Consider the following 19,189-nt stretch of genomic DNA (forward strand, 5'->3'; position numbering starts at 1 on the left):
TTGACAGGCTTATATACTAAAAGTAACTTACTAATGGTAGGTTACTGTTCGTATATAAGACTACGTCCGTTAACAGCGGATGGCAATCCAGGAGGTTCAGATGCATGCGTTAATCGTGGTTTCGCACCCTTTAGCAAGCTCGTTAACCCACAGCGTGGCAAAAGCTGTTGCACAGGGGATAACGGATAAAAACGGGGAAAATAGCGCAGAATTTGCCGATCTGACGCAAGAAGGCTTTAACCCGGTGTTTAATGCGGCAGATTACACCGCCTTTGCCGAAGGCGCGCCGCTGCCCGCCGATGTGCTTGCCGAGCAGGCGCGCATTGGGAAAGCCGATGCGCTGGTGCTGGTGTTCCCCATTTACTGGTGGACCATGCCCGGCCAGTTAAAAGGCTGGATTGACCGGGTGTTTTCCAACGGCTGGGCCTATGAAGAGGGCGCAAACGGCAAGGTCTCCGGCAAACTTGGGCATTTACCTGTCCACCTTATCGCCTTGGGCGGCGCAGACATGAAAACCTTTGAAAAGCATGGCTATGCACAATCCTGGAAGACGCAGATCGCCCACGGCATTTTTGATTATTGCGGCGCGCCTGTGCTCACCAATGCCACGCTGATGCTGCCTGATTTCGGCACACCGGAAGCGTTATTACGCGAGGCGCAAAAAATTGGCGAGCGGATATTTACTCACCAGCAGTAAAACTTACACTTTACCCTTTTAAACCCGCCATCCAGGCGGGTTTAAAAGGGCACCGTTATCCACGCACCAAAGAACCAGCACTGCGTTACATTGCTTTTTATCGACCTTAAGCAAAATAGCCATGCCGGTACGCGTTATTAGCGGTTATTTCTCTTTTTATCGTGCCGAACAAAGGCGGAAAAAAGAGCCTGTGGCGAAACTATCGCCACCGGCAATTATTTGCTGCCACCGCCATTTTGCCGCCGCTTACTGACCGGAAAAGTAGCGGCGACGCAGGGCGCGGTCGCTACCGGCGACAAAATACCCGGAAGCGGCATCAATCCACTGCGTGGTTTCGTACAGGTATTTTGGCGACACCGCGCCTGCAACGATGCGTTGTTGCGAGCGCGCCACCGATTCACGAAACGCATAGTGGGTGAACAGACGCATAAACTCACCAAGATAAACATCGGCCACGGCAGCGTTGCCCTTGATCACCAGCATGTTTTCATCATTGGTGTCGGTGGATGCGGCGGAAAAATTCGCCGAACCGACAATCACAATCGGCTCCGGGCCAAGCGGGTCGATCAACAAATATTTGGTGTGAATGTACGTGACGTGCGTCTCTTCTACCGGGCTTTCGATCTCTTTCAGCCAACGGTCAAAGGCGTTCAGCACCAGGTTCTGCCCAACGGCGATGGTAACATTTGGATGTTTGCGGATACGGTCGATTTCCGCCGCTTGTTGCTTGTACTGACTGCCGGAACCTTTTTTCTCCAGCAAGGCGAAGCGTAACACCTCGTCGGTGCGATCCCAGGCGGGGACAAACAGTTTGTTCATGCCGAAAGCGAAAGTGCCGAACAACGCGCGTTGCGCGCCCGCAGCCAGTTGAGCGTACCACTCCAGTGCGGTGAGTGAGGTGCGCGGCGAAAAGACGGTACTCACTTCATCGCGCCACGGAACCGGCGGCGCGGCGGTGATCGTTTCGACTTTTTTCGCCGTTGGCGCGCGGGTTAAATCCTGCAACAGCAGTTGCCAGTAGGTTTCGTACTGCTCCGCCACGCGAGGATCGCGAACGATGTGCGCATTATTCGAGTGACCGAAAATGCCGTTTTCGCTGAGATTAGTGGAGCCGGTCCAGACCTGCTGCGACACACCCTGGCGCCGCAAGACAAAGAACTTGTTATGCATATAGCGACCGGAGTGGATGCGCGGGTGCGTCAGCGCCTCGATGCCGCTGTGCGCCAGATGTTTTTCATTGGACTCACGCTGCGAGTCGCCGTCGTAAATCACGCTCACGGTCACGCCGCGCGCGGCAGCGCTTTTTAACGCGTCATAGATGCGGCTGTTTTTGAATTCAAAAATGGCACCGTGCAGCTCATCACCTTTATCAGCCTGGCCGATAAACCGCTCCAGCCCTTCCAGCAGGCCGCGCGACAACCACTTCCAGGCCGCATCGCCAATCTCCGCCGGGCTGGCATTATGAAAGCGCCGGGCATACTCCTGTGAGGCAATCGCTCCACGGTTGAAGAAAATCGCGTGCTCGCCGTTATCCACCGGCTCGGTTAGTACCGTCAGTTGCACCGCATCGCCCGGCGTTAACGCCCCGGCAGGCCCGCGCATGGCGACAATTTCGTAGCGATATTCCGCGTTGGGCGCAACGCTGTAATCAGACCATTGAAAGGTCTGGAAAGGGTGTCTGAACGAGGAGACCGGCACGCCCGGCGCGGGCGTCGGCTCGACGCTGGCGAAGGTTTTCATACCGTTTAGCCAGATAACCTCCCCGTCGCTTTTTCGCGTGCGCTGAATGGCGAAACCGAGAATATTACCGGCGAGGATATGCTGCTCGGGCATATCCCAGCCCAGCAACACCACATAGCTGCCCGCCACCGCTAACGCCGTTAACTCACCTTGCTGCCCGCTAACACGCATGGTTTACCCTCCGCCGAATCAGAGACTCACACTCCCGCGACATGCCGTATCAAATTATAAACCGGATGTATGACGTAACGGTGATGTCGCCAGCATCAGCAGCGCCTGGCGGGAAACGTGATTTTTTTCGAATAGAAATCGCCATTGCGGCGTTAACTCACTACTCACGCTACCGAAGGAACTCAAAATGAAAACGCTCGCCCCGCTGTTGCTGTCGCTATTTTTGTTGCCTGCCGCGCAGGTTTTCGCCGCCGGAGACGATAATACCAACAGTAAAACGCCAGACTGCCCGAGCGGGCAGGTTTATGACAGCACGCTCAAAGAGTGTGTGGCGGAAAAAAGCAGCCGCCTCAGCGACGACGATAAAACCCATTACGCTTATCATCTGGCGAAAAAAGGGGAGTATCAGGCGGCGCTGAATCTGCTGGATACGCTGAAAAACGCCAATACCGCCGAAGCCTGGAACTACCGGGGTTACGCCACGCGCAAACTGGGTCGCACCGATGAAGGCATTGGCTATTATCAGCGTTCGCTGGCGCTCAACCCGCAGTATGCGAAAGTGCGGGAATATCTCGGTGAAGCGTGGCTGGTGAAAGGCCGCCCGGATCTGGCAAAAGAGCAACTGAAAACCATCGCCACGCTTTGCGGTGTGCAATGCGAAGAGTATCGCGATTTGCAGGCGGCGATTAATGGTCACCCTGAGTCCTGACGACCGGTGCGAGGAGCGCAAAATCACCACCAGTGACGTTCGCCAGCAACTTGCTGCACATCTGACACGCCTGTGGCGCTATGGGCTGGTTCTGTCGCGCAACCGCGAGGTTGCCGAAGAATTGGTGCAGTCGACCTGCGTTCGCGCACTCGAAAAGAGTGCGCAATTTACCCCCGGCACGCGCATAGACAGCTGGCTGTTCGCCATTCTGCACTCGATCTGGATCTCCGATCTGCGCGCGCGTCGTGTGCGGATGGGGCAAGGTTTTGTGGAGAGTGATGAACTGCTGGCGGCGGATACCCACGCTCAGGATGACGCGCGGCGGCATTACGCGAAAGTTATGCAGCACGTCAGCGCGCTGCCGGAGGCGCAGCGCAATACCGTATTTCTGGTTTATGTCGAAGGGTTTACCTATCAGGAAGCGGCAGACACGCTCGCAGTGCCTATCGGCACGATCATGAGCCGGCTGGCGAGCGCACGCGCGACGCTGGCGAAAAAAGCCACTACGCCGCCAAAACCCCAGGAGAAACGCTCGTGAAACCCAGCATGTTTACACCGCCCTACAAGGATGACGCGATTGTCGCCTGGCTCGATGGCGAGATGAGTGAAGCGGATGCGCAACAATTTGAGAGCCAGCTTGCACAAGACGAACAGCTCGCCAGCCGTACCGAGGCGCTAAAACAGGATCGTGCGGATTTCACCGAGGCCTTCGCACCGCTGCTTCATGAGGCTCCCGAAGCGCGCATGCAGGCGCGGTTGAACGAGCTGCTGGCTTATTCGCCCCGCTCATCCGCAGGCGTCAGCCGCCGTTCGCTGATTGCCGCGTCGCTCAGTTTTCTGGTCATTGGCGGCGGGCTTGGCTATTTCGCAAGGCCACTGGCGCTGGCGCGTAATGAGAGCGAGAAAATCCGCGATCTTGAGGCGCAATATATGTCGCTGTATAGCACGGAAACGCTGCTGGATGCAGACAGCTCGCCCACGGCATTGCAACGCGGGCTGGCGCGCACAGCGCAGGATATTGGCTTAAACATGAAGGTGGCGCAACTTGCCCTGACCGGCGCAGAACTGAAGATGGTGCGCATGCTGCGTTATGACAGCACCTCGATTGCGCAAATCGCGTGGATGGATGCGGAATATGGCCCGATGGCGCTGTGTATTTCGCCTGAACGACATGCCCAAACGCGCGCCTTAACGCCTGAAAATCGCCACGATATGCACCTCGTCTGGTGGCAACAACGCGGCTATCAATTTGTGCTGATAGGCCGAAACCCACCGCCGCAATTATCCCTACACGCGCAGGCGCTGCACGCCGCGCTGTCATAAATCGCGCCCGCTACGGTTTACGCTGGCTGGCGAGCTTGAGCTTGGACTTGAGCCTGGGCCTGGGCCTGGGCCTGGGCCTGCGCATGGATTTCAATATTTATCGTTACCGTGTCGTCCACCAGCATGGCGAACTTATCCATGTTAAATGCCGAACGGGAGATCGCGGTGGTGGCATGGAGTGATAGTTGTCCCGAATCCGCCCTGCGCTGTTTTTGCAGCGTGGCGTCGAGGATCACCGGGCGGCGGATATTTTTTACCGCCAGGGAGCCAAAAACCCGGAAATGCCCGTCGCCTAAATCCACCACCCGGCTACTGCTAAAGGCGATTGTCGGGTAGTGCTCCGCATCAAAAAACAGGCTGCTTTTCAACTGGTAAGTCAGCAAGCTGTTAGAGGCGATAAGTGTCGCAACGGGGATCGTCACGTTGATGCGATCCTCCCTCTCCTGCGCCGGATTCAGCGTTACGTCGCCACTTACGCCGTCAAGATGCGCCTGTGACACGCCGCCAAAGGCGTGCCAGGAGAGCGCAACCGTGGTTGCCGGCGTGGCGATACGGTAGCTGAGCGGCATCGCCTGTGCTCCCGGCGCGCTTAAAAGGCCAATCATCATGGCTGGAATGATGCGTTTCATAAATGGATTCTCCGGATTGCAGATATCCCGTAAACGCACCAGGCGGGAATTTTATTCGTTATAACGTCTTTTGCTTACAAAATTGTCAGTTAACGGTCAGGCAATTGTTAGCGGCAACGCTTTATATTATTGACGTCAGTTATAGGTAATCATCAGGGCCTGGGTCATGAAACTCCTTTTAATCGAAGATGAAGAGAAAATTTCGTCTTACATCAACACCGCGCTTCGCGAGCAAGGTTACAACGTCGATGTCTGCGCCGACGGGCGCGAAGGATTATTCCTGGCAACGGAGATGGACTACGACGCCATTATCCTGGATGTCATGCTGCCGTCGATGGACGGGTATGCCGTCATCACCAGCCTGCGCAAACTGAAACAGACGCCGGTGCTGATGCTTTCCGCGCGCGGTTCACTTGATGAGCGGGTTAAAGGGCTGCGACTGGGCGCGGATGATTACCTGACCAAACCGTTTTCGCTGATTGAGCTGGTGGCGCGCATTCAGGCGCTGCTGCGCCGCCGACCGACCGATGGGCTTGATATTTCACAGTTGCAGGTCCACAACCTGCAGCTCGATCTGCTCGCGCGCAAAGTGTACCGCAACGGTATGCGCATCGACCTGACGCAAAAGGAGTTTGCCCTGCTAAGTCTGCTCGCCAGGCACCAGGGGGAAGTGCTGTCGAAAATGATGATTGCCGAGCAGGTCTGGGATATGAACTTTGAAAGCGACGCCAATATTGTCGAAGTCGCGATCAAACGTTTACGCGCCAAAATCGACTCCCCGTTTGAAGAGAAGCTGCTGCACACCGTGCGCGGCATGGGTTACATCCTTGAGTATCGCGACGAAGATCCCGGCAAGATGAGTGCGTATGTTTAAACGTTCTATTTCCCGCAAGCTGGCGCTGACGTTTGCGGTGGTCACCTTATGTATTGCCCTCGCCTATGCGCTTTGCCTGCGGGAATCGCTGCGCGAATCGCTGAATAAACAGATGCATAACGAGTTGATGTTCCGTTACTCGCTGGTGGAGCCGTTGATCGTTTCCAAGTTTAATCACCATGAACTCGATGAACTCAAAACCAAGCTGATGAGCCTGAGTAACTCGGAAGGCGGGCGCGTTCACTACTGGATTTTAAGCAGCGATCCGGCGCTACAAGTGGGTGGCGAGCCGCCAAAAGAGATCGATCTCAACGCCCTTACCGATGGCTTCAGCCGCATTAACCGGGAAAAAACCGACCAGTGTCCGCTGTTTATTCTGACGAAAACCATTCGCTACCGCGATGGCGTGACGCCGCTGCATTTTGTGGTTTCTATCGACTCTACGCCGTATATGGGCACGCTGAATGAATTTACCCAGGTGCTGATTTTTATCACCACCATGGGCGTGCTGTTCGTGACTTTTTTAGGCTTTGTTATCTCCCGCCAGGGAATGCAACCGGTGGAACTCCTCAGCCAGCAGGCGCGTGAACTTGCGCCAGGGATTGACGGCCAGCGGCTGGACGCCACTGCGCTCCCGCAGGAATTGCAGGGTCTGGCGGAAGCCTTTAACGGCGTGCTCGCCCGCCAGCAAATTGCATGGCGACAACTGGAAAGTTTTAACGCCGATGTGGCGCACGAGTTGAGAACGCCGCTCTCGAGCATTCTCGGCCAGACACAGCTAGCCCTCTCGCGCAAACGCAGCCATGAGGAACTCGAAGCCTGCCTCGAATCAAACCTTGAGGAGGTAAACCGCATGACGTCGATCGTCAACGACATGCTGTTCTTGTCCCATGCGCAAACCGGCAAACATCCGGCGCAGCTTGCGGAAGTGTCGCTGCGCGAGGAGGCGTTAAAAACGGCCGAATATACCGAACCTTCATTCACCGATCGCCATTTGCAATTACTGATCGAAGGTGATGTGACGATCTGCGTCGACAGGCGCTTATTTACCCGCTCGCTCGCCAATTTGCTGGAAAACAGCGCCCGCTACGCCTACGAAAATAGCCAGGTCACGGTCACGTTGAGCCGTAATGATCAGCATGCGACGGTGAGCGTTAAAAATTACGGCGATGCCATTGAAAGCCACCATCTGGAAAGATTGTTTGAGCGCTTTTACCGCGCCGATCACGCCAGAACGCAAAGCGATACCAACCACGGGCTTGGGCTGTCGATTGTCAAAGCGGTGGCGCAAATGCATGGCGGTGATGTCTTTGCCACCAGCCAGAACGGCGAAAATACCTTTGGCTTTACGCTGGCGCTAAATAAATAGCGCCAGCTATTCCCTGACAGCTTTGACAGAGTGGTGTCATTCGGCCGTCAGGGTTCCGCCAATATACTGCTCATGCCCACTCATTGGTTTTTTCTTCTTCAAGGAACCGCGCATGAACAACCACACGATTATTATCATTGCCCGTATCTTAATCACCCCGCTGTTTTTATATAGCGGCAGCGGGAAAATAATCAACTTCACCGATAACGTGTTAAAAACGCCGTTTGGCGATATGCTTATTGGCAGACTGATGATTATTTTTGCCATTGCCATTGAGCTGGGTGGCAGCATTGCATTTATTGTTGGTTATCGGGTAAAAGAAATATCGCTGTTGTGGATCTTCTATATTTTTCTCACCAGTATTATGTTCCATCAATTCTGGGCGGCAAGTGGCCCCCAGCAAGCCGGACAAGTGATTCAATTCACCAAAAACATGAGTATTTGCGCCGGTCTGCTCTGTTTCTACCTGCTGGCGCGCGAACCACAAAAATCATAGCCAGCAAAAAGGCGCCTTGCATGGCGCCCTGTTCAGTGTCTGAATAATTACCCCCGGTCTTTAGCGAATGAAAGATCGGGGGTAATTGCACGCGATTATTTATACAGAATCGCATTACCATAAATATACTCATCGCCACCGGCGGAGATGATTTTATAGTATTTCGCATTATCTTTTTCAGCGGCTTGCTGAACTTGCGCTTCGAGATCCGCAACCGTATCGGCTTTGGCAATTGAAATGGTGCCCATCGGCACCAGGCCACTATCGTCGGTGACTGGTTGCGCGGCAAACGCGCCGAAAGAGATAGCACTAAACAGTGTTGCAGCAAGCACGGTGTTAATAATGGTTTTCATAATAAAGCTCCGCATAAAAGAGGGGGTAATAATCATGTTTCAACGTAAGCGATATTACGCAGCGCATGCTGACCAGCGGCTGACAGTTTTATAACAACTTTGTCAGACTGGCGTTATTTACAGGATTAGACATTTCTTTGAATAAAAGAAAAAATGGACCGCAATGCATAATAAAACATTCACCCACAGCGAAACGAATTAAAGAAAATAATTTGTGGTGTAGCGACGTGTAATAAAGTGTGAATGCTGTAACGCTTAGGCCTGGAGTTTTCCGACAATCCCGGTAAAGCCGATATTCATCGCTATGCTTACTGAACGACATTTCATTCAGTATGGCAATGGTAATGCCGCTGATAACGCATCACGACGGAGGTAACATGAAAATAGTAATGGTGCTGACATCCCACAGCGAACTGGGTAATACCGGTAAAAAAACCGGTTTCTGGCTTGAAGAGTTCGCCGCCCCTTATTACGTATTCAAAGACGCAGGCGCCGAGGTTGTGCTCGCCTCGCCCGCCGGTGGTCAGCCACCGCTCGATCCGAAAAGCGATCTGCCGGATTTTCAGACCGAGCTGACCCACCGTTTTAAAGCCGACCCGGCGGCCCAGCAGGCGCTGGCTAACACCGTTAAACTCGATAGCATACGCGCCGGGGATTTTGACGCTCTCTTTTACCCCGGCGGCCACGGGCCGCTGTGGGATCTGGCGGAATCCGACACCTCGATTGCGCTGATTGAAGTATTTGAACGTGCCGGTAAACCGGTGAGTTTTGTCTGCCACGCGCCGGGCGTGTTGCGCCATGTGAAAACCGCAGCCGGCGATCCGCTGGTGAAAGGCCGTAAAGTGACCGGCTTTACTAACGGCGAAGAAGCGGATGTTGAGCTGACCAACGTAGTGCCGTTTCTGGTGGAGGACGAATTGATATCGCTCGGCGCGAAGTATGACAAAGGGCCGAACTGGGCACCGTTCGTCGTCGAAGACGGGAAACTTATCACCGGGCAAAACCCGGCCAGTTCCGAAGCCGTGGCGAAAGCGTTAGTCGCCATGCTGAGATAATGCGTGTTGCCGCCATTACCCGCAGCGTAATGGCGGCGCCTCGCAGCCCCTTTTTGCGCAGCTACGCAGTGCCATCCAGAAATAGTTGAACCGTACTTATCCCCGCCTGCCCCACCTCTTTAACGATAAATTGCCCAAAATGTGAAGGCCCGCAAAGCACCAGGTCAACCAGAGACAATTTTGGAGCCTTATGAAATACCCGCACCGATAACCCTCCCGTATACTTGTTTCAACCAAAGAAAAAAGTCATTTTGGTTAGGCGCACCGCCAGTACGAAGAGAGAGAAACGAGTCCGGCTGGCGGATCATCGGACAATGAGGGTCGTTTTTATGGAAAAGAAACATATTTACCTGTTTTGTTCTGCGGGCATGTCGACATCATTGCTGGTGTCGAAGATGCGCACCCAGGCGGAAAAATATGAAGTCCCGGTCATTATTGAAGCATTTCCTGAGACACTCGCCAGTGAAAAAGGCCCGCAGGCCGATGTTGTTTTATTAGGTCCACAAATCGCCTGGATGTTACCGGATATCCAGCGTCTGCTTCCCAATAAGCCTGTCGAAGTGATCGACGCCTCGCTGTACGGCAAAGTCGATGGTTTAGGTGTTCTGAAGGCCGCCGTGGCGGCAATAAAAAAAGCCGCCGCCAACTAAACGTTTTGCGTTCGCTTATCACACAGTGATCCCACACATTCACCGCAATGTTGCATTGCGGTATTTAAGGGTATTTTTCTATGAGTAATGCCATTGCTTCACTTGAAAAGATACTGGTGCCTTTTGCGGTAAAAATCGGCAAACAGCCACATGTTAACGCCATTAAAAACGGCTTTATCCGCTTAATGCCGTTGACCCTCGCCGGGGCGATGTTTGTCTTAATTAATAACGTGTTCCTGAGTTTTGGCGAAGGATCGTTCTTTTATTCGTTGGGCATTCGGCTGGATGCCTCGACCATTGAAACGCTGAACAGTTTTAAAGGCATCGGCGGCAACGTCTATAACGGCACGCTGGGCATTATGTCGCTGATGGCCCCCTTCTTTATCGGCATGGCGCTGGCGGAAGAGCGCAAAGTGGATGCGCTGGCCGCCGGGTTGTTATCGATTGCCGCGTTTATGACCGTCACGCCGTATAGCGTCGGTGAATCTTACGCCGTTGGCGCCAACTGGTTAGGCGGGGCGAATATTATTTCCGGGATTATCATTGGCCTGGCCGTGGCGGAAATGTTCACCTTTATTGTGCGACGCAACTGGGTGATCACCTTGCCAGACAGTGTGCCGGCTTCGGTGGCGCGCTCGTTCTCCGCGCTGATCCCCGGTTTTATTATTCTGTCGATTATGGGGATTATCGCCTGGGCGCTGAATCACTACGGCACCAATTTCCATCAAATTATCATGGACACCATCTCCACGCCGCTGGCTTCGCTGGGCAGTGTGGTCGGCTGGGCATATGTACTGTTTGTGCCGCTGCTGTGGTTTTTCGGCATCCATGGTTCGCTGGCGCTGACCGCGCTGGACAGCGGCATCATGACACCATGGGCGCTGGAAAATATTTCTGTCTATCAACAATATGGCTCGGTTGAAGCGGCGCTGGCAGCGGGTAAAACGTTCCATGTCTGGGCGAAACCGATGCTCGACTCCTATATCTTCCTGGGCGGCAGCGGCGCAACGCTGGGGCTGATTATCGCCATCTTCCTCGCTTCACGTCGCGCAGATTACCGCCAGGTGGCGAAGCTGGGTCTGCCTTCCGGCCTGTTCCAGATTAACGAACCGATTTTGTTCGGCCTGCCGATCATCATGAACCCGGTGATGTTTATCCCCTTCATTCTGGTGCAGCCGATACTTGCCGCCATTACGCTGCTGGCCTACTACACCGGCTTTATTCCACCGATCACCAACATTGCACCGTGGACAATGCCAACCGGGCTGGGCGCATTCTTTAACACCAACGGCAGTATCGCCGCGCTGCTGCTCGCGCTGTTCAACTTAGGCATTGCGACGCTGGTTTACCTGCCGTTCGTGATGGTCGCCAACAAAGCGCAGAACGCCATTGAGCAGGAAGAGAGCGAAGAAGATATCGCTAATGCACTGAAATTCTGACCGAACCCGGCGGGTCCCCCGCCGGAAACCACGCGAGGAGCAACGATGTTCGAATTCGATACCGTCCTGGAGAGCACCACCCCGGCCGATGCGCTGGAAGAAGTGGTGATGGGCTTAATCATTAACTCAGGGCACGCGCGCAGCCTGGCCTACACCGCGCTGAAACAGGCTAAACAGGGTGATTTTGACGGCGCAAAAGCGCTGATGGAGCAATCAAGGCTGGCGCTCAACGAAGCACACCTGGTGCAGACTAAACTGATTGAGGGCGATCAGGGCGAAGGCCGGATGAAAGTGAGCCTGGTGCTGGTGCATGCGCAGGATCATCTGATGACATCAATGCTGGCGCGCGAGCTGATAACGGAACTGATTGAGCTTCACGAAATACTGAAATAACAAGGAGTGAATAATGCAGCCTTCGATCAACACGCTGGGGATCAAAACCGTTCATGAACAGCAGTTGTTTAACGGTAAAAATTTCCATGTGTTTATCTACAACAAGACGGAGAGCGCCAGCGGGCTGCATCAGCACGACTACTACGAATTCACGCTGGTATTAACCGGCCGCTATTACCAGGAGATTAATGGTAAGCGCGTGCTGCTTGAACGCGGTGACTTCGTTTTTATCCCGCTGGGTTCGCACCACCAAAGTTTCTATGAATTTGGCGCGACGCGGATACTCAATGTGGGGATCAGCAAACGCTTTTTTGAACAGCATTATCTTGCCCTGCTGCCATTTTGTTTTGTCGCCTCGCAGGCCTACCGCGCCAGCAGCGCTTTTCTGAGCTATGTGGAAACCGTTATCGCCTCACTCAATTTCCGCGAAACCGGGCTGGACGAATTTATCGAGGCGGTGACCTTTTATGTCATTAACCGCCTGCGCCACTACCGTGAAGAGCAGGTGGTGGATGACACGCCGCAGTGGTTAAAAACCACCATTGAGTCAATGCACGATAAAACGCAGTTTGGCGAAAACGCGATGGAAAATATGGTGCAGCTGGCGGCGAAATCGCAGGAGTATCTGACCCGCGCCACCCGGCGTTATTACCGCAAAACGCCGATGCAGATCATCAATGAAATCCGCATTGATTTCGCCAAGAAGCAGCTGGAAATGACCAACTATTCCGTCACCGATATTGCTTATGAGTCGGGTTACAGCAGCCCAAGCCTGTTTATTAAAACATTCAAGAAAATGACCTCATTCACCCCCAATAGCTACCGAAAAAGGTTAACGGAAATCAACCAGTAACGGCGTGCGGGCTGAACGTTTTACACCACCGTGTCTGACACGAAGGGAGAAATCATGAAGCAGAAATTAAAAGTCGTCACCATCGGCGGCGGTAGCAGCTACACCCCGGAATTACTGGAAGGGTTTATTAAGCGCTACCACGAACTGCCGGTCACCGAATTATGGCTGGTCGATGTTGAGGACGGAAAAGAGAAGCTGGATATTATTTTCGATCTTTGCCAGCGCATGATTGATAAAGCCGGCATCCCGCTAACACTGTTTAAAACGCTGGACCGTCGTGAAGCGCTGCGCGAGGCAAATTTTGTCACCACGCAACTGCGCGTCGGCCAGCTTAAAGCCCGCGAGCTGGATGAGCGTATTCCGCTAAGTCACGGTTATCTGGGTCAGGAAACCAACGGTGCGGGCGGGCTGTTTAAAGGTTTGCGCACCATTCCGGTTATCTTCGACATCATCAAAGATGTCGAGGAGATCTGCCCGGATGCGTGGGTGATTAATTTCACCAACCCGGCGGGAATGGTCACAGAAGCGGTGTATCGCCACACCGGTTTTAAAAAGTTTATCGGCGTGTGCAATATTCCGGTCGGCATGAAGATGTTTATTCATGACGTGCTGGGTCTTAGCAGTAGCGATGATGTTGCCATGGATCTGTTTGGCCTTAACCACATGGTGTTTATTAAAGATGTGCTGGTTAATGGTGAATCGCGTTTTGCGGAGCTGCTCGACGGTGTGGCCTCCGGCAGGCTGAAAGCCTCCTCGGTGAAGAACATTTTTGACCTGCCGTTTAGCGAAGGGTTGATCCGCTCACTCAACCTGCTGCCCTGCTCTTATCTGCTCTATTACTTTAAGCAAAAAGAGATGCTGGCGATTGAGATGGGCGAGTACTACAAAGGTGGCGCGCGGGCGCAGGTGGTACAGAAAGTCGAAAAACAGCTATTTGAGCTGTACAAAGATCCTGAGCTGAAGGTGAAACCGAAAGAGCTTGAACAGCGCGGCGGCGCGTACTATTCCGATGCGGCCTGTGAAGTGATCAACGCTATCTATAACGATAAGCAAACCGAGCACTATGTGAATATTCCGCATCACGGGCATATCGACAATATCCCGGCGGACTGGGCGGTAGAGATGACCTGTACGCTGGGGCGCAACGGCGCAACACCGCACCCGCGCGTCACCCACTTTGATGAGAAAGTGTTGGGGCTTATCTACACCATTAAAGGTTTTGAAGTGGCGGCCAGCAAAGCGGCACTCAGCGGCGAGCTGAACGATGTCTTGCTGGCGCTGAGCCTTAGCCCGCTGATCCACTCCGATCGCGACGCGGAAATCCTGGCGCGCGAAATGCTGCTCGCCCACGAAAAATGGCTGCCAAACTTTGCCAGTACCCTTGCGCAACTGAAAGCTGAACATCATTAACCGGGACGGGCTATGGAATGCTTACTGATTGTTAACGCGGATGATTTCGGTCTCAGCAAAGGGCAGAACTACGGCATTATCGACAGCTTTCGCCATGGTGTTGTCACCTCAACGACCGCGCTGGTCAACGGCGATGCGGTGGAACATGCCGCCGGGCTGAGTCAGCGCGAGCCCTTGCTCGGCGTCGGCATGCACTTTGCGCTGACGTTAGGTAAACCGCTGACGCCCATGCCCGGACTTACGCGTGACGGGCAACTGGGGAAATGGATCTGGCAGCTGGCGCAGGAGGATGCGCTACCGCTGGAAGAGATAGCCGGTGAACTGGAAGCACAGTATCAACGGTTTATCGCCCTGTTTGGCCGGGAACCGACGCATCTGGACAGCCATCACCATGTGCATATGATCCCGCAGATCCTGCCCATCGTCGCAGCGTTCGCCACACAGCGCGGCGTGCCACTGCGCATCGATCGCCCCGCGTTGCCGCCAGATTTCGGGCTACCCGCCTCACTGCGCACGACCCAGGGTTTTAGCAGTGCGTTTTACGGCGAAGCGATTTCCGAAGCGCTCTTTTTACAGGCTCTGGATGCTTCTAACGCACGAGAAGAAAGCTCGCTGGAGATCATGTGCCACCCGGCGTTTATCGATAACACCGTGCGCCAGAGTAGCTACTGTTACCCGCGCTTAACGGAACTGGACGTGCTAACCTCGGTGTCGTTGAAATATGCAATTGCCGAGCGCGGCTACCGGCTGGGGAGCTTTCTCGATATTTAACCCACGCGTTGCGGCGCGCCTTTGCGCCGCAACCTTGAGCTGTTACCACCACACTTCGGCCTGAACGCCCACCGCTAGCTGATCCTTTTTCTGATCGCCAAACTGGAAATGGCTGATGCCGTTATCCTGCGCGCGAAGATACGTCGTATAAAAACGGATCTCCGGTCGCGAAGCCAGCAGGCTGGTGTCGACTTTCAGCGCGTGGTAGAGCGTAGTTTTATAACCCTGCTCATGGTAGCTCACACCCTGCTGCTTGTTGGTCTGCGTAAACCATCCCAGCTCCACCCCGGTCTGGTTATAGCTGTCCCAAATCCACGCCGGGCGCACCACCGCACGGAAGCTGTGATAATCCGTATGCGCGCCGGTATCGTAACTGTAAATATCGTTACCCGCCGAGTAGATCAGCGCATGCGCCATTACCACGTGGGAGAACGGGTACGCTTCGCCCTGCGAGATCAGGCGAAACGCTTTACCGTAGCTGTGCTCGCCATAGTAGTTGTCGCCATAACCATACGTTGGGCTGGGGCCAAATGGCTGAGCAAAGCCGCTGGCGAGCGAGTTATCCGCCGCCTGTACGGTAAACTCCTCAAAACCGCCCGCGCTAAGCGCCTGGCGAACAACCACACCGGCCAGCCACGCGTCTTTAATGCTGTAGTAACTGCCGTTATCCTCACGGTTTTTATAAGTGTCGGATTTGTTTGCCACCGAATAACGGGCAAGCAGAGCCAGCGTCGCGTTATCCCACAGCGGGATATTGTTGTAGCGCACATCGAGCGTATTGGTATTCACCTGCAGCGCCTCGCTGGCGGCAGGATAGTTCACCGCATGGGCATTCAAATCCTGACGCACCAGCGCGGCATTGATCTGCCCTACGCCAAGTTGCCAGTTTTCAATGCCCACACCCGCGCCGCTCTCGGTGAGGTGGCTTTTCCAGTCCAGCATCTGGATTTCATATTTCGGTAAGTTGTGTTTACCGACCCAAAAGTCCGCTTCCGGCGCAAAGGGGAGAAACCCTTTTGTGGTCAGGTAAATATCAGAAAATTGCAGTCGGCTTTCTGCATCTTTATCAAACCAGGCGTCGCCATATTGCTCACCCACATTGCCGTCGAACAGCACCACCGCATGGGCTGTTTTTCCATTCTGGTCGTAGACGCGTTGTTTGAATTGCAGATCGAACCACGAGGAATATTCATTCCCGAATCGTCCGACGGATCCAACGGCATAAGGTTGTGGCGATCCATGACTGGCAGCGCCCCAACCGGAACGAAGATAGCCGGAATAGGTAAAACCGATATCTTCTTTGACAAAGTTGCTAATTTCTTTCAGCGTTGGCGCTGTTTTTTCCGCTGCTGTATTGTTTGTGATTTGTTTATTAACGACCGTCGTTACAGGTTTATTACTTTTATTTTCGGATTCACTTTCCTGATACTGTTTTAATGCCGCTTTGGTCTGTGATAATTCAACGGCATTTTCCTGTAACTGTTTTTCCAGCTGTGCCAGGCGCTGTTCAAACGTGAGGCTTTGCGACCAGGCATTACCGCAGATGGCCGGGATAAACAGCACAAGCAATGTTTTCTTCATTGAAAATTCCCTTTGTAAATAGCAAGCAAATAAGTGAGTGGCATGCGTTACGTGAATAAATCCGCTTCTTCATAAATAAAAACCATGAAGAAGCGGGAGAACGCTTAATAAGCAAAATTCTAATTATTATCTCAAATATTCCCTGGAGATGACGCAGAGGTGCTACATCGATAACAATAGTCATGCAGAGCGAATATTGGTGTCCACTGTGAATTCCACTCTATTTGATCTATCTCGCAAAATTAATGCGAAAACAAAAAGATATTACATTGTTCTGTAAACGGCATTCCTAACAGGAAATAATATAATCCTAAAGTTTTATTTTATTATTAACCTGTCATTTAAAAGGCTCAGCTAATAATAGTGATAAATGGATTACGTAACGCGAAGGATTTATAGAGGCTTTATGAAATATCAGGAAATATAAGCAGCGTACTGGAATAAAAAAAAGGATAACTGCGTTGTCGCCAATATAACCATCCTGAAAAAATCCACGTGCCACCGTGGATTTTTCGCCAACGCTTAAATCCAGTCCTCTACCGCGCCATCGAGCGGACGCAGCGGTGGCGTAATCCGTTCAATCTCCTCTTCAATATCAAATTCTGTGAGATCCTCCGCCGTGGCTAACAAAAAAGTCTGGCCTTGCGGGGAGATCCATTCAGAAATGAAATATTGCTCCTTGCGTGACAGCTCGATTTTCTGCTGCCCTTCCCGGTCGAAAAATTGCCCGTAACGCTCATCATGCTTTGATAAGTTCAGCCCCATGGCCGGGTAAACACCGCGCCACACCTCGCCATGATGCTTTCCACCCAGCACCAGGTACTCCTGCATAATCTTCTTGCTCATCCGCGCTCCTCACCATGCTGTTTCTTTTAAGCGTAGACAACTCTCCGCCCGCCCTTTGAAAAGCGCACGCGACAAGCCTGAGGCTTGCAGTGAAAACAACACGGCGACAGACGTCACCAGATGTCCCAAATCACGCCTATAAACGTCATTTAAGACATGCAGGGTTTGCTTATGATGCTTCCATCGCATTCATTGCTGAACCCAAGGAGTCTCGCATGACCATCGCTACACAACCACACAAAGGCACGGCTGTTATCACCGGCGCATCAACCGGTATTGGCGCGATTTACGCCAACCGCCTGGCCAGAATGGGCTATGACCTGATTATCGTCGCCCGTAACCAAAACCGCCTGAACCAGATGGCCAGCCACATCACGGCAGATACCGCCCGCAATGTGGAAGCCGTCGCCGCCGATTTAAACGATGCCCAACAACTGCGGGCGCTGGAAGCGAAGCTGCGTGAGGATGCCAGCATCACGCTGCTGGTGAACAACGCCGGCGTCGGGACACACACGCCGCTGTTATCCAGCGATGTTGATCAGATGGAGGCGATGATTAACCTCAACGTTACTGCCCTGACCCGCCTCACATACGCGGTCGTTCCCGGTTTTGTGGCACGCGGCGCGGGCGCCATTATCAATATCTCCTCGATTGTCGGCATCGCACCGGAACTGCTGAACGGGGTCTACGGCGGGACGAAAGCCTTTGTGCTGGCGTTTAGCCAGTCGCTGCATCATGAGCTGGCGGAGAAAGGCATTCAGATCCAGGCCGTGTTACCCGGCGCAACAGCAACGCCTTTCTGGGACAACGGCGGTTTGCCGCTGGAACAGCTGGATAAATCCATTGTGATGAGTGCTTACGACCTGGTCGACGCCGCACTGGTTGGCTTCGCGCAGGGTGAGCTTGTCACCATCCCCTCACTGCACAACGACGCGGACTGGCAGGCAATGGAACAGCGCCGACAGGCCATGCTGCCCAACCTCTCCAGCAACGTACCGGCTGAGCGCTACCGCCCGGCTACCACGCACTGAACATCCATTTCAAACCGAGGGCTTTCTTTATGAAACTGACAGGCAATACGATTTTTATTACCGGCGGCACTTCAGGCATTGGCCGCGCGATGGCGGAAAAATTTCACCAGTTGGGCAATAAAGTGATCATCTCCGGACGGCGAAAAGCGCTGCTGGATAGCGTAACAGAAGCCAACCCAGGCATGGATTCCGTGGTGCTGGACGTCACGCAGGCCGCAAGCATCAAAGCGGCGGCGCATGAGGTGCTGTCGCGCTACCCGGCGCTGAACGTGGTTATCAACAATGCGGGCATTATGCCGTTCGACAACCCCGCCGGGGAACTTGATGACGCGATGGCCACCACGCTATTAGACACCAACTTGTTAGGCCCAGTGCGGGTAAGCGCGGCGTTTATTGAGCATCTGAAAAAGCAGCCGGACGCGGTACTTATCAATAACAGTTCGATTCTGGCGTTCTTACCTCTCGTCAGTAACGCGCTCTATTCGGCGACCAAAGCCGCGATCCACTCCTACACCTTGTCCCAGCGCTTCCTGTTGAAGGATTTTGGCATCAAGGTTATCGAAATTTCGCCGCCGTGGGTGGATACCGACCTGATCTATAAAAGTGGCGACACCCGTGCGATGCCGCTGCCGGACTTTATCCAGCAGACCTTCGACAAGCTGGGCACCGATACCATTGAAGCCATTGTCGATAGTGTGCTGCCCGCGCGCGCCAACCCTGGTGCGAACGAACATGAGATGGTCAACGCCTTTAACCAGGCGATGGTGGACAACCCGATCCCTGTGGCGTAATCGAATTG

At 53.6% G+C, this 19,189-nt stretch carries 21 protein-coding genes; 16 read left to right on the forward strand and 5 right to left on the reverse strand.

Features of this window, described 5'->3' with window-relative positions:
* The first annotated feature begins 100 nt into the window (after nt 1–100).
* Nucleotides 101–697, forward strand: a complete 597-nt coding sequence (locus AAIG26_RS13355; protein ID WP_343180700.1) for an NAD(P)H-dependent oxidoreductase — start codon at nt 101–103, stop codon at nt 695–697.
* 246 nt (nt 698–943) lie between these two features.
* Here the strand turns inward: AAIG26_RS13355 and AAIG26_RS13360 are convergent, their stop codons facing one another.
* Nucleotides 944–2,608, reverse strand: a complete 1,665-nt coding sequence (locus tag AAIG26_RS13360) for a phospholipase D-like domain-containing protein (protein WP_097407317.1) — start codon at nt 2,606–2,608, stop codon at nt 944–946.
* Between the two features lie 187 nt (nt 2,609–2,795).
* On the opposite strand from AAIG26_RS13360, the gene AAIG26_RS13365 reads away from it, so the two are divergent.
* The 3 genes from AAIG26_RS13365 to AAIG26_RS13375 are packed head-to-tail and all read left to right on the forward strand — an operon-like array spanning nt 2,796 to nt 4,640.
* Nucleotides 2,796–3,317 (forward strand): tetratricopeptide repeat protein, encoded by a 522-nt coding sequence (locus tag AAIG26_RS13365; RefSeq protein WP_343180702.1) that lies wholly within the window; start codon nt 2,796–2,798, stop codon nt 3,315–3,317.
* The gene (locus AAIG26_RS13370) at nt 3,298–3,855 is read left to right on the forward strand and encodes a sigma-70 family RNA polymerase sigma factor (protein WP_343180703.1); all 558 of its coding nucleotides are present in this window, start codon (nt 3,298–3,300) and stop codon (nt 3,853–3,855) included. The genes AAIG26_RS13365 and AAIG26_RS13370 overlap by 20 nt, the downstream gene beginning before the upstream one ends.
* Nucleotides 3,852–4,640, forward strand: coding sequence for a hypothetical protein (locus AAIG26_RS13375; RefSeq protein ID WP_343180704.1), 789 nt, complete (start codon nt 3,852–3,854; stop codon nt 4,638–4,640). Before AAIG26_RS13370 ends, AAIG26_RS13375 begins: the two co-directional genes overlap by 4 nt.
* 17 nt (nt 4,641–4,657) lie before the next feature.
* Here AAIG26_RS13375 and AAIG26_RS13380 read toward each other — a convergent pair whose 3' ends face one another.
* The gene (locus AAIG26_RS13380; RefSeq protein ID WP_343180706.1) at nt 4,658–5,269 is read right to left on the reverse strand and encodes a YceI family protein; all 612 of its coding nucleotides are present in this window, start codon (nt 5,267–5,269) and stop codon (nt 4,658–4,660) included.
* Between the two features lie 166 nt (nt 5,270–5,435).
* Between AAIG26_RS13380 and AAIG26_RS13385 the strand changes: the two genes are divergently transcribed.
* From AAIG26_RS13385 to AAIG26_RS13395, 3 genes are all read left to right on the forward strand, one after another.
* Complete coding sequence (locus AAIG26_RS13385; protein ID WP_343180707.1) at nt 5,436–6,143, forward strand: heavy metal response regulator transcription factor; 708 nt, start codon at nt 5,436–5,438, stop codon at nt 6,141–6,143.
* A complete protein-coding gene (locus tag AAIG26_RS13390) occupies nt 6,136–7,512 on the forward strand; it encodes a heavy metal sensor histidine kinase (RefSeq protein ID WP_020454997.1) in 1,377 nt (458 codons plus the stop codon). Before AAIG26_RS13385 ends, AAIG26_RS13390 begins: the two co-directional genes overlap by 8 nt.
* A 112-nt stretch (nt 7,513–7,624) precedes the next feature.
* Entirely contained in the window at nt 7,625–8,008 is a 384-nt protein-coding gene (locus AAIG26_RS13395) for a DoxX family protein (protein WP_045511094.1), read from the forward strand.
* A 95-nt stretch (nt 8,009–8,103) separates the two neighbouring features.
* Here the strand turns inward: AAIG26_RS13395 and AAIG26_RS13400 are convergent, their stop codons facing one another.
* Complete coding sequence (locus tag AAIG26_RS13400; RefSeq protein WP_020454999.1) at nt 8,104–8,361, reverse strand: YdgH/BhsA/McbA-like domain containing protein; 258 nt, start codon at nt 8,359–8,361, stop codon at nt 8,104–8,106.
* A gap of 377 nt (nt 8,362–8,738) precedes the next feature.
* Here AAIG26_RS13400 and AAIG26_RS13405 point away from each other — a divergent pair, with 377 nt between their 5' ends.
* The 7 genes from AAIG26_RS13405 (at nt 8,739) to chbG (ending at nt 14,932) form a co-directional block, all read left to right on the forward strand.
* A complete protein-coding gene (locus tag AAIG26_RS13405; RefSeq protein WP_343180708.1) occupies nt 8,739–9,416 on the forward strand; it encodes a type 1 glutamine amidotransferase domain-containing protein in 678 nt (225 codons plus the stop codon).
* 314 nt (nt 9,417–9,730) lie between these two features.
* Nucleotides 9,731–10,066, forward strand: a complete 336-nt coding sequence (locus tag AAIG26_RS13410; protein ID WP_071925221.1) for a PTS sugar transporter subunit IIB — start codon at nt 9,731–9,733, stop codon at nt 10,064–10,066.
* A gap of 80 nt (nt 10,067–10,146) precedes the next feature.
* Entirely contained in the window at nt 10,147–11,505 is a 1,359-nt protein-coding gene (gene chbC / locus AAIG26_RS13415) for a PTS N,N'-diacetylchitobiose transporter subunit IIC (RefSeq protein ID WP_020455001.1), read from the forward strand.
* 45 nt (nt 11,506–11,550) lie between these two features.
* Complete coding sequence (gene chbA, locus AAIG26_RS13420; RefSeq protein WP_343180710.1) at nt 11,551–11,898, forward strand: PTS N,N'-diacetylchitobiose transporter subunit IIA; 348 nt, start codon at nt 11,551–11,553, stop codon at nt 11,896–11,898.
* Between the two features lie 13 nt (nt 11,899–11,911).
* Nucleotides 11,912–12,751 (forward strand): transcriptional regulator ChbR, encoded by an 840-nt coding sequence (gene chbR, locus AAIG26_RS13425; RefSeq protein ID WP_017459239.1) that lies wholly within the window; start codon nt 11,912–11,914, stop codon nt 12,749–12,751.
* A gap of 54 nt (nt 12,752–12,805) precedes the next feature.
* Nucleotides 12,806–14,161 carry a 6-phospho-beta-glucosidase gene (locus tag AAIG26_RS13430; RefSeq protein WP_020455003.1) on the forward strand — a complete coding sequence of 452 codons (1,356 nt, stop codon included), beginning with the start codon at nt 12,806–12,808 and terminating at the stop codon, nt 14,159–14,161.
* A 12-nt stretch (nt 14,162–14,173) separates the two neighbouring features.
* A complete protein-coding gene (chbG, locus tag AAIG26_RS13435; RefSeq protein ID WP_343180711.1) occupies nt 14,174–14,932 on the forward strand; it encodes a chitin disaccharide deacetylase in 759 nt (252 codons plus the stop codon).
* A 42-nt stretch (nt 14,933–14,974) separates the two neighbouring features.
* On the opposite strand, the gene AAIG26_RS13440 is transcribed toward chbG, so the two are convergent.
* The gene (locus AAIG26_RS13440) at nt 14,975–16,513 is read right to left on the reverse strand and encodes a carbohydrate porin (RefSeq protein WP_343180712.1); all 1,539 of its coding nucleotides are present in this window, start codon (nt 16,511–16,513) and stop codon (nt 14,975–14,977) included.
* Nucleotides 16,514–17,035: 522 nt separating this feature from the next.
* Nucleotides 17,036–17,359, reverse strand: a complete 324-nt coding sequence (locus AAIG26_RS13445; RefSeq protein ID WP_017459235.1) for a hypothetical protein — start codon at nt 17,357–17,359, stop codon at nt 17,036–17,038.
* Between the two features lie 215 nt (nt 17,360–17,574).
* Between AAIG26_RS13445 and AAIG26_RS13450 the strand changes: the two genes are divergently transcribed.
* Entirely contained in the window at nt 17,575–18,390 is an 816-nt protein-coding gene (locus AAIG26_RS13450) for an SDR family oxidoreductase (protein ID WP_160268840.1), read from the forward strand.
* A 29-nt stretch (nt 18,391–18,419) separates the two neighbouring features.
* Nucleotides 18,420–19,181: an SDR family NAD(P)-dependent oxidoreductase gene (locus tag AAIG26_RS13455; RefSeq protein WP_020455007.1), complete on the forward strand. Its 762-nt coding sequence runs from the start codon at nt 18,420–18,422 to the stop codon at nt 19,179–19,181.
* The last annotated feature ends 8 nt before the right edge of the window (nt 19,182–19,189 follow it).

The organism is Kosakonia sp. PSU_27, assembly GCF_039409795.1.
GTDB lineage: Bacteria > Pseudomonadota > Gammaproteobacteria > Enterobacterales > Enterobacteriaceae > Kosakonia.